The organism is Pseudomonas sp. MWU318, from assembly GCF_016756945.1.
Lineage (GTDB): Bacteria > Pseudomonadota > Gammaproteobacteria > Pseudomonadales > Pseudomonadaceae > Aquipseudomonas > Aquipseudomonas putida_A.
Genome location: NZ_JAESJL010000003.1, coordinates 13,501 through 28,303 on the forward strand (window position 1 = coordinate 13,501; position 14,803 = coordinate 28,303).

General features: G+C 61.3%; 12 protein-coding genes. 8 read left to right on the top strand and 4 right to left on the bottom strand.

Features of this window, described 5'->3' with window-relative positions:
* Positions 1-80: 80 nt before the first annotated feature.
* From JN524_RS08110 to yccS, 6 genes are all read left to right on the top strand, one after another.
* Entirely contained in the window at positions 81-1,523 is a 1,443-nt protein-coding gene (locus JN524_RS08110) for a TldD/PmbA family protein (protein ID WP_202369039.1), read from the top strand.
* A complete protein-coding gene (locus JN524_RS08115) occupies positions 1,523-2,860 on the top strand; it encodes a TldD/PmbA family protein (RefSeq protein WP_202369040.1) in 1,338 nt (445 codons plus the stop codon). The genes JN524_RS08110 and JN524_RS08115 overlap by 1 nt, the downstream gene beginning before the upstream one ends.
* A 202-nt stretch (positions 2,861-3,062) precedes the next feature.
* Positions 3,063-4,502: a multidrug transporter subunit MdtD gene (gene mdtD, locus JN524_RS08120; RefSeq protein ID WP_202369041.1), complete on the top strand. Its 1,440-nt coding sequence runs from the start codon at positions 3,063-3,065 to the stop codon at positions 4,500-4,502.
* A 286-nt stretch (positions 4,503-4,788) separates the two neighbouring features.
* Positions 4,789-6,174, top strand: a complete 1,386-nt coding sequence (dbpA, locus tag JN524_RS08125) for an ATP-dependent RNA helicase DbpA (RefSeq protein WP_202369042.1) — start codon at positions 4,789-4,791, stop codon at positions 6,172-6,174.
* Between the two features lie 130 nt (positions 6,175-6,304).
* Entirely contained in the window at positions 6,305-7,483 is a 1,179-nt protein-coding gene (locus JN524_RS08130; protein ID WP_202369043.1) for an NAD(P)/FAD-dependent oxidoreductase, read from the top strand.
* Positions 7,484-7,699: 216 nt separating this feature from the next.
* The gene (yccS, locus tag JN524_RS08135) at positions 7,700-9,883 is read left to right on the top strand and encodes a YccS family putative transporter (protein WP_202369044.1); all 2,184 of its coding nucleotides are present in this window, start codon (positions 7,700-7,702) and stop codon (positions 9,881-9,883) included.
* A gap of 127 nt (positions 9,884-10,010) precedes the next feature.
* On the opposite strand, the gene JN524_RS08140 is transcribed toward yccS, so the two are convergent.
* Entirely contained in the window at positions 10,011-10,748 is a 738-nt protein-coding gene (locus JN524_RS08140) for a substrate-binding periplasmic protein (protein WP_202369045.1), read from the bottom strand.
* A 256-nt stretch (positions 10,749-11,004) separates the two neighbouring features.
* On the opposite strand from JN524_RS08140, the gene JN524_RS08145 reads away from it, so the two are divergent.
* Positions 11,005-11,457 (top strand): GNAT family N-acetyltransferase, encoded by a 453-nt coding sequence (locus JN524_RS08145; RefSeq protein WP_202369046.1) that lies wholly within the window; start codon positions 11,005-11,007, stop codon positions 11,455-11,457.
* 123 nt (positions 11,458-11,580) lie between these two features.
* Here the strand turns inward: JN524_RS08145 and JN524_RS08150 are convergent, their stop codons facing one another.
* Genes JN524_RS08150 through JN524_RS08160 form a run of 3 tightly spaced genes read right to left on the bottom strand, consistent with a single transcriptional unit; the run spans position 11,581 to position 14,539 of the window.
* Positions 11,581-11,877, bottom strand: a complete 297-nt coding sequence (locus JN524_RS08150) for a winged helix-turn-helix domain-containing protein (RefSeq protein WP_003229005.1) — start codon at positions 11,875-11,877, stop codon at positions 11,581-11,583.
* A 51-nt stretch (positions 11,878-11,928) separates the two neighbouring features.
* The gene (locus JN524_RS08155; protein WP_202369047.1) at positions 11,929-12,417 is read right to left on the bottom strand and encodes a M48 metallopeptidase family protein; all 489 of its coding nucleotides are present in this window, start codon (positions 12,415-12,417) and stop codon (positions 11,929-11,931) included.
* 43 nt (positions 12,418-12,460) lie between these two features.
* The gene (locus JN524_RS08160) at positions 12,461-14,539 is read right to left on the bottom strand and encodes a putative bifunctional diguanylate cyclase/phosphodiesterase (protein WP_237403007.1); all 2,079 of its coding nucleotides are present in this window, start codon (positions 14,537-14,539) and stop codon (positions 12,461-12,463) included.
* Here JN524_RS08160 and JN524_RS27245 point away from each other — a divergent pair.
* Positions 14,471-14,638, top strand: coding sequence for a hypothetical protein (locus JN524_RS27245; protein ID WP_237403033.1), 168 nt, complete (start codon positions 14,471-14,473; stop codon positions 14,636-14,638). The genes JN524_RS08160 and JN524_RS27245 overlap by 69 nt on opposite strands.
* The last annotated feature ends 165 nt before the right edge of the window (positions 14,639-14,803 follow it).

The window sequence follows — 14,803 nt, forward strand, 5'->3', positions numbered from 1 at the left end:
ACTCTAGACCTCGCGCAATCGTTTCACCCCTCCCCGCCGAATCGCTTCACCCCGCAACTCCATAACAAGGAGGTTCCCGAATGTTCGATTTTCACCCCCAGCTCAAGCAGCGCTTCGCTGCCTTGCGCACGGGCGCCGAGTTTTTTTCCCTGCGGTATGTACGCGAGTCCGGCCAGTACCTGTCGGTGCGCAAGAACGTCGCCGAGCCGCCAAGCCTGAGCCGCGACGAAGGCGCGATGCTCACCGTGCGCGTCAACGGCGTCGAGGCTTACGCGGCGACCAACGATCTGTCGCAGCAAGGCCTGCAAGCCGCCCTTGAGCGCGCCGAACAGCAGGCCCGGCGACTGAAGCCGCACGCCTTGCTCGACCTGCGCGACCAGCCGGTGTCGAGCGATCGCGCTGATTACTTTTCGCCCAATCTTGAGCAACCCTTCCCGTCCCTGAGCGAATGCTTCGAGCTGCTCGGCGCGGAATCCGCCTCGGTGCCAAAGGATGAGCGCCTGGTGAACTGGGAAGCGAGCATCGGCATCACCCACGTCGAGCAGATCTACCTGAGCAGCGCCGGCGCCGAATTGCGCCAGGCCCAGCGCTTCGTCTATCCGGGCCTCGACGTCACCGCCTATGACGGTAACGACAGCCAGACCCGCTCCCTCGGTCGCGAGAACTTCGGCCAACAGGGTGGCGCCGACGTGATCAGCCGTTGCGGCCTGGTCGGCGCCGGCCCGAAGGTGGCCGATCAGGCCCTGCAACTGCTGCTCGCGCCGAACACCCCGCAAGGCCCGCGCGATCTGTTGCTGATGCCGGACCAGATGATGCTGCAGATCCACGAGTCGATCGGGCACCCGCTGGAGCTCGACCGCATCCTCGGTGACGAGCGCAATTACGCCGGCACCAGCTTCGTCAAAACCAGTGACTTCGGCAGCCTGCAATACGGCTCGAAGCTGCTCAACGTGACCTTCGATCCGGACATTCCCGAAGAGCTGGCCAGCTACGGCCACGATGACGATGGCAGCAAGGCCAGCAAACAATTCCTGATTCGCGAAGGCTTGTTGTTGCGGCCACTCGGCGGCGCACTGTCGCAGTTCCGTGCCGGTCTCGACGGCGTTGCCAACAGCCGCGCCTGCGGCTGGAACCGGCCGCCGATCGACCGCATGGCCAACCTCAACATCGAGCCGGGCGATCAGTCGCTGACGCAACTGATCAGCGGCATCGAGCACGGCATTCTGATGAGCACCAACCGTTCGTGGTCGATTGACGATGCACGCAACAAATTCCAGTTCGGTTGCGAGTGGGGTCAGTTGATCGAGAACGGAGAACTCAAGGGTGTGGTGAAAAATCCGAACTACCGGGGCATTTCCGCGCACTTCTGGAAAAGTCTGCGCGCGGTCGGTAATGCCGGCACTCGTATGGTGCTGGGCACGCCAAACTGCGGCAAGGGCGAGCCGAACCAGGTGATCCGCGTCGGCCACGCTTCGCCGGCCTGCGTATTCAGCAACGTTGATGTGTTTGGGGGAGACGCCTGATGAGCATTTCGAAGAGTCAGTCCGACGCCTTCAAGGTCATGGTCAATTGGCTGCGCGACAGCGTGCGCGAGCCGGAACAATTCACCCTCAGCTATGCCGCCGAATCCTCGGCGTTCGTGCGTTTCAATCACGCCAAGGTGCGTCAGGCCGGTCAGGTGCAGCAGGCCGACGTCGGACTGAAGCTGATCAACGACGGCCGTCACGCCGATCTGCACATCACCCTGTCCGGTGATCAGGAAGCCGATCTGCAACGCCTCGCCGAAGGCCTGCAACAACTGCGCGAAACCCTGCCGCTGCTGCCACAGGATCCGTACTTGCTGCTCAACCACAACGGCTGGCAGAGCAACAACGTGCAGGAACATCCGCTGCCGGACACCGAGCAGGTGGTCGAGGAAATCTGCAGCGCTGCTGAAGGTCTGGATCTGGTCGGTTTCTATGCTGCCGGCCCGATCAGCCGCGGTTTCGCCAGTTCCTCGGGGGCGTTCGGCTGGCATCAGGCCAACAGCTTCAACTTCGACTTCAGCCTGTTCCACGACAACGGCGAAGCAGTGAAAGCCAGCTACGCCGGGCACGAGTGGAGCAGCGAAGGCTTCACCCGACGCTTCCAGCAAGCCCGCGAGCAACTGGCGTTCCTCGGTCGACCGTTGCGCACTCTGGCACCGGGGCAATACCGCGCCTACCTGGCGCCGGCCGCGCTGGAAGAAATCATGGGCATGCTCAGTTGGGGCGGTTTCTCGGCGCAGTCGATTGCCAGCAAAAGCAGCCCGCTGCAGAAGCTGTATGTCGGCGATCAGACGTTCAGCCCGCTGGTCTCGCTGGATGAGCAAGTCAGCGGTTCGTTGAGCCCGGCGTTCTCCGGGGAGGGTTATCCGCGCAGCGATCTGCGGCTGATTGTCGAAGGCAAGGCCGGCGATCAACTGGTCGGTTCGCGCAGTGCCGCCGAGTATGGCCTGACCGCCAACGGCGCCAGCGGCGGTGAAATGCCAAGTGCGCTGAACATGGCCGCCGGTGATCTGTCACAGGCAGAGATCCTCAAGCAGTTGGGCACCGGGCTGTACATCAGCAACCTCTGGTACCTGAACTACTCGGATCAACCGGCGGCGCGCCTGACCGGCATGACTCGCTTCGCAACTTTCTGGGTCGAGAACGGCGAGATTCAGGCGCCGGTCAGCACCATGCGTTTCGACGACAGCGCCTACAGTCTGCTGGGTTCGCAGCTGGAAGCATTGACCGCCGAGCGCGAGTTGCTGCTGTCGGCGAGCACCTATAGTCAGCGCAATACGTCGTCGGCGTTGCTGCCGGGGGCGCTGGTGAGCCGACTGACCTTGACCCTGTAAACGCAAACCTCCAGCACACCTTGGGATCAAGTACTGGAGTGAACCCTGTGGCGAGGGGATTTATCCCCGATGGGTCGCGTAGCGGCCCCGCTTTTAAAATCAAATGCAAGGGACTGCTGCGCAGTCCATCGGGGATAAATCCCCTCACCACAGAGTTTCATGCACAACAAGCCATTTGGATTAACCACCCACAAGAGGTTCCATGCCCACACGCCCGCCTCTCGACGCCATCACCGCCCGCTGGTTGCCGTGGGTCGTCGCCATTGCGTTCTTCATGCAGTCCCTCGACGGGACCATCCTCAACACCGCCCTGCCGGCCATGGCCCGGGATCTGGCCGAAGACCCGTTGCGCATGCAAGGCGTGGTCATCGCCTACATGCTCACCGTGGCCTTGCTGATTCCGGCCTCGGGCTGGATCGCCGACCGCTTCGGCACCAAGAAGATTTTCTTCGGCGCGATCCTGCTGTTCAGTGTCGGCTCGCTGCTCTGCGCCTTGTCCAGCACCCTGACCATGCTGGTCGGCGCGCGGGTGATTCAGGGTCTGGGCGGCGCGCTGATGTTGCCGGTCGGACGCTTGGTGGTGCTGCGTGCCTATCCGCGTTCGGAACTGGTGCGAATCATGGGCTTCATCACCATTCCCGGCCTGCTCGGCCCGCTGATCGGCCCGACCATGGGCGGCTGGATGGTGCAATACCTGACGTGGCACTGGATCTTCCTGATCAACCTGCCGGTGGGCGCCATCGGCTGCTACGCGGTGTGGAAATTCATTCCCGACCTGCGCGGCAGCGAACGCACGCGCTTCGACAGCCTCGGTTTCCTGCTGTTTGGCGCGGCGATGATCCTGATCACCATCGCCATGGAAGGTCTGGGCGAACTGCACTTGCCACATCTGCGGGTGATGTTGCTACTGTTCGGCGGACTGGCCTGTCTGGCGGCGTACTGGTTGCGCGCCGGGCGCGTCGACAATCCGCTGTTCGCCCCGTCGTTGTTCAAGACGCGAACCTTCGCGGTCGGAATTATCGGCAACCTGTTCGCCCGCCTGGGCAGCGGCGCCCTGCCGTTCCTCGTGCCATTGCTGCTGCAGGTGGCGCTGGGTTATTCGCCATCGCAAGCCGGGATGAGCATGTTGCCGCTGGCTGCAGCGGCAATGTTTGCCAAGTGGATGGCGCGACCACTGATCGAACGCCTCGGCTATCGCATCGTACTCACCGGCAACACCCTCGCGCTGGGGATCATGCTGGCGAGCATGGGCCTGGTCAGCGAGCAGACGCCTTATTGGCTGCTGCTGTGCCTGCTGGCGGTTCTCGGCGCGATCAACTCGCTGCAATTCACCGCGATGAATACCGTGACGCTAATCGACCTCGACGACGCCAGCGCCAGCAGCGGTAACAGTTTGCTGTCGGTGGTGGCGCAATTGTCGCTGAGTCTGGGCGTGGCCTGTGCCGGTGCGTTGCTCGGCGGGTTTACGGCGGAGATCGGCAACGATGGCGTGGAAACCGTGCTCGGGGCGTTCCAGCTGACCTTTGTTACCGTCGGAGTGATGGCAATGCTGGCGGCGACGATCTTCTCGCAACTGTCGAAAGAGGACGGCCGCCGGGTCAAACGCCCGGATGAACATCCGGATGAGCACATCGAACACTAGACAGTGTCATGTTTTGTGAATGCTTTTGTGGTGAGGGGATTTATTCCCGATGGGGTGCGAAGCGCCCCCTGAAAAGGTTGAATGCGATCAGCCTGATGTACTGAGGTGACAGATTCTGGGCCTGCTTCGCAGCCCATCGGGGATAAATCCCCTCACCACAGATAAATTCACTCACCACAGATAAATCACCTTGCCTCGGGTTTCAGGCACTGTTCGTCCAGAACTTTCGAGGAAAGTGGCACGGGGCTGCTACACTGCGCGACATTTTGTTTTGCAGGCCAGTCCCGTGACCACCATCGCCACCGCTTTTAATACTCTGCCGCTGTCCGCCGCCATGCTGGCTAACCTCGAATCCCTCGGTTATGCCCAGATGACGCCGATCCAGGCGCAGAGCTTGCCGGTGATCCTCAAGGGGATGGACCTGATCGCCCAGGCCAAGACCGGCAGCGGCAAGACCGCCGCGTTCGGCATCGGCCTGCTCAACCCGATCAACCCGCGTTACTTCGGTTGCCAGGCGCTGGTGATCTGCCCGACCCGTGAGCTGGCCGACCAGGTCGCCAAGGAAGTCCGCCGTCTGGCTCGTGCCGAAGACAACATCAAGGTCCTGACCTTGTGCGGCGGCGTGTCGTTCGGCCCGCAAATCGCTTCGCTGGAGCACGGCGCGCACATCATCGTCGGCACCCCGGGGCGTATCCAGCAACACCTGCGCAAGGGTTCGCTGGTGCTCGACGGCCTGAACACGCTGATCCTCGACGAAGCCGACCGCATGCTCGACATGGGCTTCTACGACGCCATCGAAGACATCATCGAAAAGACTCCGGCACGCCGCCAGACCCTGCTGTTCTCCGCCACGTACCCGGTGGGCATCAAGCAACTGGCGTCGAAATTCATGCGCGATCCGCAAACGGTGAAAGCCGAAGCGTTCCACGACGACACGCAGATCGAGCAGCGCTTCTACGAAATTTCTCCGGAAGAGCGCATGAGCGCAGTGACCAAAGTCCTGCACCACTTCCGCCCGGCCTCCTGCGTGGCGTTCTGCTTCACCAAGCAGCAAGTGCAGGAAACCGTTGACCACCTGACCTCCAAAGGCATTTCCGCCGTCGGCCTGCACGGCGATCTGGAACAGCGTGATCGCGATCAGGTGCTGGCGATGTTCGCCAACCGCAGTACGTCGGTACTGGTCGCCACCGACGTGGCCGCCCGTGGTCTGGACATCGATGCGCTGGACATGGTGATCAACGTCGAGCTGGCCCGCGATTCGGAAATCCACATTCACCGCGTTGGCCGTACCGGTCGTGCCGGCGAGAAAGGCATCGCGGTCAGCCTCGTTGCGCCGTCCGAAGCGCATCGCGCGCAAGCCATCGAACAACTGCAGAAAGCTCCGCTGAACTGGGATCAGATTGATAACCTCAAGTCCCAGGGCGGCGCCCCGCTGCAGCCACCGATGAGCACGCTGTGCATCGCTGGCGGGCGCAAGGACAAGGTCCGTCCGGGCGACATTCTCGGCGCACTGACTGGCGACGCCGGCATCCCCGGCGCCCAGGTGGGCAAGATCGCGATCTTCGATTTCCAGTCGTATGTGGCGGTTGAACGCACCGTGGTCATGCAGGCGCTGCAGCGCTTGAACAACGGCAAGATCAAAGGCCGTTCGCTGCGCGTGCGGGTTTTGTAATAACAACCCTGTAGGAGCTGCCGCAGGCTGCGATCTTTTGATCTTGACCTAAAAACAAGATCAAAAGATCGCAGCCTGCGGCAGCTCCTACAACAGTTCGTTTTGTGGTGATATTTCAGAGGACACCGTTTTGCGCTCTACCGAAGTCGTGATCATTGGCGCTGGCGCCGCAGGGTTGATGTGTGCACTGACCGCCGCCGGGCGTGGGCGTCAGGTGTTGCTGCTCGATCATGCGAACAAGGCCGGCAAGAAAATCCTGATGTCCGGTGGTGGCCGCTGCAATTTCACCAACATGTACACCGAACCCGCCAATTTCCTCTCGGGTAACCCGCATTTCTGCAAATCGGCTCTGGCACGCTACACCCAGTGGGACTTCATCGGGATGGTCGCCAAGCACGGCGTGCCGTATCACGAGAAGAAACTCGGTCAGCTGTTCTGCGATAACAAATCCAGCGACATCCTCGGCATGCTGCTCGACGAGTGCGATCAGGTCAGTGTCGAGCTGCACCTCGACACCTCGATCCAGACCATCGAGAAGCTCGAAAGCGGTTACCTGCTCGACACCACCCTCGGCCAGGTTCAGTGCCAATCGCTGGTGATCGCCACCGGCGGGTTGTCGATCCCGACGCTGGGCGCCACCGGCTTCGGTTATCAGGTCGCCAAGCAATTCGGCCATGAACTGCTGCCGACCCGCGCTGGACTGGTGCCGTTCACCATCACCGACCAGCTCAAGGAACTGTGTACCGAGCTGTCCGGGACCTCGGTGGATTGCCTGGTCAGCTGCAACGACCAGAGCTTTCGCGAGAACATTCTGTTCACTCACCGTGGCCTCAGCGGCCCGGCGATTCTGCAGATCTCGTCGTTCTGGGAGCCGGGCGACACCGTGGAGATCAACCTGCTGCCGGATCACGACACCGCGGCATGGCTGCAACAGCAAGTGGCCGAACGCCCGAACAGTGAACTGAAAACCCTGCTCGGCGAGATCTTCACCAAGAAGATGGCCAACCTGCTGTCGGACAACTGGTTCGTGTCCAAACCGATGAAGCAATACACCCACGCCGAACTGGCGCAGATCGCCGACAAGCTCGGCAGCTGGAAAGTCGTCCCGGCCGGCACCGAAGGCTACCGCACCGCCGAGGTCACGCTGGGTGGCGTCGATACTCGCGAAGTGTCGTCCAAGACCATGGAATCGCTGAAAAGCCCTGGCCTGTATTTTGTCGGCGAAGTGCTCGACGTCACCGGGCATCTGGGGGGGTTCAACTTCCAGTGGGCCTGGGCTTCCGGCTACGCCGCCGCGCAGTACGTCTGATCGAAACAACACTCCCCTGTAGGAGCTGCCGCAGGCTGCGATCTTTTGATCTTGATCTTAAAAACAGAATCAAAAGATCGCAGCCTGCGGCAGCTCCTACAGGGGGGAACGGGCGATCAAGGAACACTTTTTGCTGTCAGATGTGATCGGCGCCATTGCGTCGGCGTCATTACTGGCTCAATTTAGCGGCATCGCCTCGGAAGGCCTTCGCACTTCATGTCCTCGACCTCGTTTCGTCAGTCTTTGCGGCGCCTGTGGGCGCTGGATAAATTCAGCTACAGCGTGCGGGTGTTCATCGCCCTGACCGGCAGCATGGCGCTGTGTTGGTATCAGGATGAAATGGGCCTGTTGATCCCGTTGTTCCTGGGGATTATCGCCAGCGCTCTGGCCGAGACCGACGACAGCTGGCAGGGCCGCCTCAACGCACTGGCAGTGACACTGGTGTGTTTCAGTATCGCCGCGCTGTCGGTGGAGCTGCTCTTCCCCTACCCCATCGTGTTCGCCATCGCCCTGGCACTGGCCAGCTTCGGCCTGACCATGCTCGGCGCGCTCGGCGAGCGTTACGGCGCGATTGCCTCGGCGACCTTGATTCTGTCGGTTTACACCATGATCGGCGTGGATCAGCGCGGCGGCGCGGTCACCGATTTCTGGCACGAGCCGATGCTGCTGGTGGCCGGTGCCGCGTGGTACGGCCTGCTCTCGGTGCTGTGGCAAGCGATGTTTTCCAACCAGCCGGTGCAGCAGAGTCTGGCGCGGCTGTTCCGTGAACTGGGTTTCTACCTGAAGCTGAAAGCCTCGCTGTTCGAGCCGATCCGTCAACTGGACGTCGAGGGGCGACGGCTGGAACTGGCGCAGCAAAACGGTCGCGTGGTCGCCGCGCTGAACAGTGCCAAGGAAATCATTCTGCACCGAGTCGGCAACGGTCGCCCGGGTTCGAAAGTCAGCCGTTATCTGAAGCTGTATTTCCTCGCTCAGGACATCCACGAACGCGCCAGCTCTTCGCACTATCCGTATAACGCGCTGGCCGATGCGTTCTTTCACAGCGACGTGCTGTTCCGCTGCCAGCGCCTGCTGCGCCAGCAGGGCAAGGCCTGCCGCGCGCTGGCCGAATCTATCCAGATGCGCCAGCCGTTCGTCTACGACGCCAGTTTTGCCGAAGCGCTGACAGACCTCGATGCCTCCCTTGAACACCTGCGCATCCAGAGCAACCCGGCGTGGCGCGGCCTCCTGCGTTCGCTGCGCGCACTGGCCGCCAACCTCGGCACCCTCGACCGTTTGCTCAGCGACGCCAGCAACCCCGACGCCCTGGCGGACGCCACCGACAGCAGCCTGCTCGATCGCTCGCCACGCAACCTCAAGGACGTGTGGATTCGTCTGCGCACCCAGCTGACACCGACGTCCTTGCTGTTCCGTCACGCCCTGCGCCTGCCGCTGGCGCTGAGTATCGGCTACGGCATGGTGCACCTGATTCACCCGTCGCAGGGCTACTGGATCATCCTTACCACCCTGTTCGTCTGCCAACCGAACTACGGCGCGACCCGGCGCAAACTCGGGCAGCGGATTCTCGGCACCGCCATCGGCCTGACCGTGGCGTGGGCGCTGTTCGATCTGTTCCCCAGCCCGCTGGTGCAGTCGTGCTTCGCGATCGCCGCCGGGGTGGTGTTCTTTACCAACCGCACCACGCGCTACACCCTGGCGACCGCCGCCATCACCATCATGGTGCTGTTCTGCTTCAACCAGATCGGCGATGGCTACGGGCTGTTCCTGCCGCGCCTGTTTGATACCCTGCTCGGCAGCCTGATCGCCGGCCTGACGGTGTTCCTGTTCCTGCCGGACTGGCAGGGCCGACGCCTGAACAAGGTGCTGGCCAACACCCTGACCTGCAACAGCATCTACCTGCGCCAGATCATGCAGCAATACGCCGCCGGCAAGAGCGACGACCTCGCCTATCGCCTGGCCCGACGCAACGCGCATAACGCCGATGCGGCGCTGTCGACAACGCTGGCGAACATGCTCATGGAGCCGGGGCATTTCCGTAAGGAAGCGGACGTCGGTTTCCGTTTTCTGGTGCTGTCGCACACCCTGCTCAGCTACCTCTCCGGGTTGGGCGCGCATCGCGAAACGCAGCTACCGGCAGACGTGCGTGAACAGCTGATCGACGGCGCCGGAGTGAAACTGGCCGCGAGCATCGACGACATCGCCCAGGGCCTGGCGAATAAGCAACCGGTGGCGATTCAGAGTGACGAAGAAGAAGCGCTGGCCAATGAGCTGGAGCAGATGCCCGACGAGATCGATGAAGGTCAGCGACTGGTGCAGACGCAACTGGCGCTGATCTGCCGGCAGTTGGGGCCGCTGCGGACGTTGGCGGCGCATTTGATCAAAGACACCAGTGAGGCTTAAGGTGAGCGGACTGGCCCCATCGCTGGCAAGCCAGCTCCCACAGGTATTGCGGTGTACACAAATCATGTGGGAGCTGGCTTGCCAGCGATGAGGGCATCAGCAACAACACAACTCTGGTATCAGATGCTCACATGCCATGCTGGCGCAGCAACTTGTCATAACTGCCATCCGCCTTCATCGCCGCAATCGCCTTGTCAAACCCGGCCACAATCTGCTCATGCTGCGGATTCTTCAGACTCACCAGAATATGCAGACTGTTCTCGCTCAGCGGCTTGGGCAGAAACTCCACGGCGTTGCGCACTTTCGGTGATTCGCGGGCCAGGTAATAGCGCGCGACGTATTCATCTTCCAGGGTCAGCTTGACCCGATCCGCCGCCAGCATGCGCACGGCCATGGCGAAGTTATGCACAGGGACTTTCTCCAGCGCGGTATCGGCATCGAACGCCTGCGAGTAGGCATAGCCTCTCACCACCGCCACCGGGTAGGTGTGCAGTTGTTCCAGGCTGCTGTATTCCAGCGGCGTGTCCTTGCGCTTGAGAAAGCGGATGCGATTGAGCAGGTATTCGCCAGAGAACTGGCCGAGTCTGGTTCGTTCGTCGTTGTACCAGGCGTTGACCAGCACGTCGTATCGTCCTTCGCCCACCCCCAGCAGTGCCCGCGCCCACGGCACCTGCTCGTAGTCGCTGGCATAACCGGCCCGCGCCAGCGCCGTGCTGACGATGTCGGTGGCCAGGCCACCGTTGACCAGCGTGTCGTCGGTAAAGGGTGGCCAGATATCGAACACCAGCCGCAACTTGTCCGCTGCGGCGGTTTGGGCCAGCAAGAGCAATCCGATCAAAGCAAAGGCTCGATGCAGTCGCGGCATGCTTGAAAATCCTTAGCGGGCGGGCTGCCCAGCGTGTTTTCAGTCAAAACCCCAAGGCCCCTTACCGGCGAAACCCAGGCCCTAACATTAGCTCATTGAAGCCAGTGCACAGCGCTTTCCAGCAGATTACACAAAGCAGCCGCTATCGCGAGAAAGGAATGATGGCATTTTGACCTTTGTCACAGACTCTTGCGCCATACAGACATCCAGAGCCTGTGCGCTTAGTATCGGGCGACGGTGTTCAAGGAGTCGGAAGATGACAATCGAGTGGATCTGCAAGCATCACAGCGATCTGGGCAAAGAGCAGTTATACGCGTTGTTGAAGCTGCGCTCGGAGGTGTTCGTGGTCGAACAGAAATGTGCCTACCCGGACCTCGACGGCCAGGATCTGGACGGCGATACCCATCACCTCATGGGCTGGGAAGGCGATCAACTGATGGCCTATCTGCGCCTGCTGGACCCCGAATCCCAAGGCGGTGACGTGGTGATCGGGCGCGTGATCATTGCGCCGCAGGGCCGTGGTAAAGGGCTGGGACATGTGTTGATGGAACACGCCCTGAATCAGGCCGAGAAGCATTGGCCGCAGGTGCCGATCTATCTGTCGGCGCAGGCGCATTTGCAGGGATATTACGGCAGGTACGGGTTTGTGGTGGCGGGTGAGGAGTATCTGGAGGATGACATTCCGCACATAGGCATGCGTCGTCCTTGAGGCCCTCATCGCTGGCAAGCCAGCTCCCACAGGTTCAGCGGTTGTTCACAATAACTGTATTCGCTGGAGATCCTTGTGGGAGCGGGCTTGCCAGCGATTGTGTCAGCTCAAACAACGCAAGACTCAGGGATACTCCAGCACAGCCTTGATCTGCCGCAAATTACGCTCGATCCACCCGCGATCGATCGCCCCCCACTCGCGAATCCGATAGCGCCCGGCATGGTTGCGCGCGCCCTCTTCCTGCTCGAATTCACAGACGATATCCAGATCCGCCAGCGCGGCGATCGTGTCCTGCGCCGTGCGCCGGGGCATGCCAGTCACCTCGGTCAGCGCCGGGACGCTTGGGGCCAGGCCGCTGTCGATCAGGTAGGCCACGTACAGGCGCCGGTAAAAACTGCTTTTGGTCTTGCTGACGTCCATGCATGGGCTCCGTTAATTAAAAGATCAAAAGATCGCAGCCTTCGGCAGCTCCTACAAATCGCGCCACGTCAGGTACACCCGCAGATCGAACTCGATCTGGTGATACCCCGGCAGCATGTGTTCGCACAATTTATAGAAGGCCTTGTTGTGATCCGATTCCTTGAAGTGCGCCAGTTCGTGCACGACGATCATCTTCAGGAACTCGGGGGCCGCCTCCTTGAACAACGAGGCGATGCGAATCTCTTTCTTGGCCTTGAGCTTGCCACCCTGCACCCTTGAGACTGTGGTGTGCAGGCCCAGCGCACGGTGCGTCAGGTCGAGGCGATTGTCGAACAGCACCTTGTCGATGGCCGGCGCGTTGCGCAGGTATTCCTGCTTCAGGTCCAGCGCGAAGCTGTACAGTGCCTTGTCGCTCTGCACATCATGACGCCCCGGATAGCGTTGGCTCAGGTAGTCACCCAGACGCTGTTCGGCGATCAGTTGGCGCACCTGATCCTGCAATTGCGCGGGATAGGCCTGGAGGTATTTCAACGCAGTCATGGGCACGGCAATACGGTTCGAAAAGAGCGCCAGTGTAACGAATTCAAACCGGCAGCGCGCTCCAGTCGAAGGGCTCGGCGAAGCTGGCGGCGTCTTCGGAGGTCAGCGGACGCGCCACCAGGAAACCCTGCACATATTCGCAGCCATGCGCTTGCAGCCATTGATACTGTTCGATGGTTTCCACACCTTCGGCGATCACCAGCAAGCCGTACTGTTGACACAGATTGATCACGTTGCTGACCAGCGCCGCGTCGCGCGTCGAATCCGGCAGCCGCGCAATCAGGTGTCGATCAAGCTTGAGCGTATCCAGCTCCAGATCACGCAGATGCGCCAGCGAACACGGCCCTGAACCGAAATCATCCAGCGCCACGCGCACCCCGAGATTGCGCAGCAGGCGCAGCTGTTTGCGGGTCTCGTCGGGGTTGTGCATCAGCGCGTCTTCGGTGATTTCCACCTCCAGTTGCCGTGGCTCCAGCGCGTGCCGCTCCAGCACCTGACGCAATTCGGTGACCAGATTCGGCAGACCGAACTGGGTGTTGCTCAAACTCACGCCGAGCACCAGATCTTCGGCAAACAACGTTTCCCAGGCTTTGCGCTGGCCGGCGCCGCGATGATAGATCCAGCTGCCGAGCCGACTGATCAGCCGCGCTTCTTCCAGCAACGGCAGGAACAACCCCGGCGGCACATCGCCGACGCTCGGATGCTGCCAGCGCAGCAACGCCTCGAAACCGCGGATCTGCCCGCTGTCGATCGCGACCTGTGGCTGATACACCAGATTGAAATCGCGGTTCTCGATGGCGTTGCGCACGCTCTCTTCGAGCATCAGCCGCGAACGGGCGCGACCGTTCATTTCGTGATCATAAAAACGATACTGCTGACGCCCGGCGCGCTTGGCTTCGTACATGGCGATGTCGGAGGCGCGCAGCAAGCCGTCGAGGTTCGAGCCGCAGTCCGGATAAGTGGCGATGCCGATACTAGCGCCGAGGGCTATATCCAATCCCTCGATCTGCTGGCAGATCGACACCCGCTCGATGAGCTTCTCAGCAATCTTCGCCGCCTGCTCGGGGAACTCCAGATCGAGCAGCGCGGTGAACTCATCACCGCCCATGCGCGCGAGAATATCGAACGGCCGCAGGCAGGCTTTCAATTGCTCGGAGACCCAGCGCAGCACCCGGTCGCCAGCATCGTGGCCGAGGGAATCGTTGACCCGCTTGAAACCATCGAGGTCGAGGTACAGCAGCACCCAACTGCTATCGCTGCGTTCACCGCGCAGCAGCAGGTTTTCCACCGTCTGATAAAAGCCCCGGCGATTAAGCAGACCGGTCAACGGATCGGTGACCGCTTGAAATTCCAGCTGCTGATGCAGGTGACGCACCACCGACATGTCCAGCACCGTCACCACCATCGCCCGCTGCTCGGCCGGCAACGGCGCGCAGGACAACGCCACCGGCACCTGCTGTCCCGGCGCAGTGCGCAACAGCGCGTCGTGCAGACGCAAAGTCTCACCGCGTTTATAACCGGCCAACAATTCGGAATTGGCCCACAGCGGGATGTGCGGTTTCTGCAGGAAATCGAGAAACTCCTTGCCCTCCAGCTCCTTCACCGGCGCATTCAGCAGCCGCGAAATCGCCGGGTTAGCGAAGCGGATCAAACCGTCCTCGCCGAGCACCAGAATGCCTTCCGCCGCGTTATCCAGCACCGAGGCATTGAAGGCCCGAGCGACCTCCAGATCATGACTCAGGCGCTGCAAGGCGCGGCGGTTGCGCTGGTGTTCGAGCAATGCCTGGACTTTCGGTTTGAGGATCTGCGGATCGAACGGCTTGAACAGATAATCCACCGCACCACTGGCATAGCCCTTTATCACGGCGTCCTGGGACTGTTCGTTGGCGGTGAGGAAAATGATCGGCGTGAGGCGTGTGCGCTGGCTGCCGCGCATCAATCGCGCGACTTCAAAGCCGTCCATGCCCGGCATCTGCACATCCAGCAGCACTAGGTCGACGTCGTGTTCGAGCAGCAGATTGAGCGCCTCGAAGCCGGAGGCGGCGGTCATGACATGCCAATCCTGACGCTGCAGCAACGCGCGCATGCTGATCAGGTTTTCAGGGTAATCATCAACGATCAAAAGGACAGAGCTGCCTTCACCTGGCTGGGGTTGCGCGCATTCCATGCTGCTTCTCTTGTCGGGACATCTCTTGTCGGACTATCGGCCGGTTTCTCGTGAAAACCGTACAGTTACTGAGCCATCACTCTAGTCGCGGATCTGCGAAAGCAGAAGCTGTCACGCCGCCATCATTTAGCCAAAGCGGCTACTTACCGACTAACGGTCACCCTTGCAGCCCCCGAAAACCGGCACAGATGGCATTTCGACAGGATGTTGACGCCAATC

Excerpts from the sequence above, each read along its gene's own strand:
- JN524_RS08110 (WP_202369039.1), top strand. The coding sequence starts at position 81 with ATGTTCGATTTTCACCCCCAGCTCAAGCAGCGCTTCGCTGCCTTGCGC.
- JN524_RS08115 (WP_202369040.1), top strand. The coding sequence starts at position 1,523 with ATGAGCATTTCGAAGAGTCAGTCCGACGCCTTCAAGGTCATGGTCAAT.
- mdtD (WP_202369041.1), top strand. The coding sequence starts at position 3,063 with ATGCCCACACGCCCGCCTCTCGACGCCATCACCGCCCGCTGGTTGCCG.
- yccS (WP_202369044.1), top strand. The coding sequence starts at position 7,700 with ATGTCCTCGACCTCGTTTCGTCAGTCTTTGCGGCGCCTGTGGGCGCTG.
- JN524_RS08140 (WP_202369045.1), bottom strand. The coding sequence starts at position 10,748 with ATGCCGCGACTGCATCGAGCCTTTGCTTTGATCGGATTGCTCTTGCTG.
- JN524_RS08145 (WP_202369046.1), top strand. The coding sequence starts at position 11,005 with ATGACAATCGAGTGGATCTGCAAGCATCACAGCGATCTGGGCAAAGAG.
- JN524_RS08150 (WP_003229005.1), bottom strand. The coding sequence starts at position 11,877 with ATGGACGTCAGCAAGACCAAAAGCAGTTTTTACCGGCGCCTGTACGTG.
- JN524_RS08155 (WP_202369047.1), bottom strand. The coding sequence starts at position 12,417 with ATGACTGCGTTGAAATACCTCCAGGCCTATCCCGCGCAATTGCAGGAT.
- JN524_RS27245 (WP_237403033.1), top strand. The coding sequence starts at position 14,471 with ATGCCAATCCTGACGCTGCAGCAACGCGCGCATGCTGATCAGGTTTTC.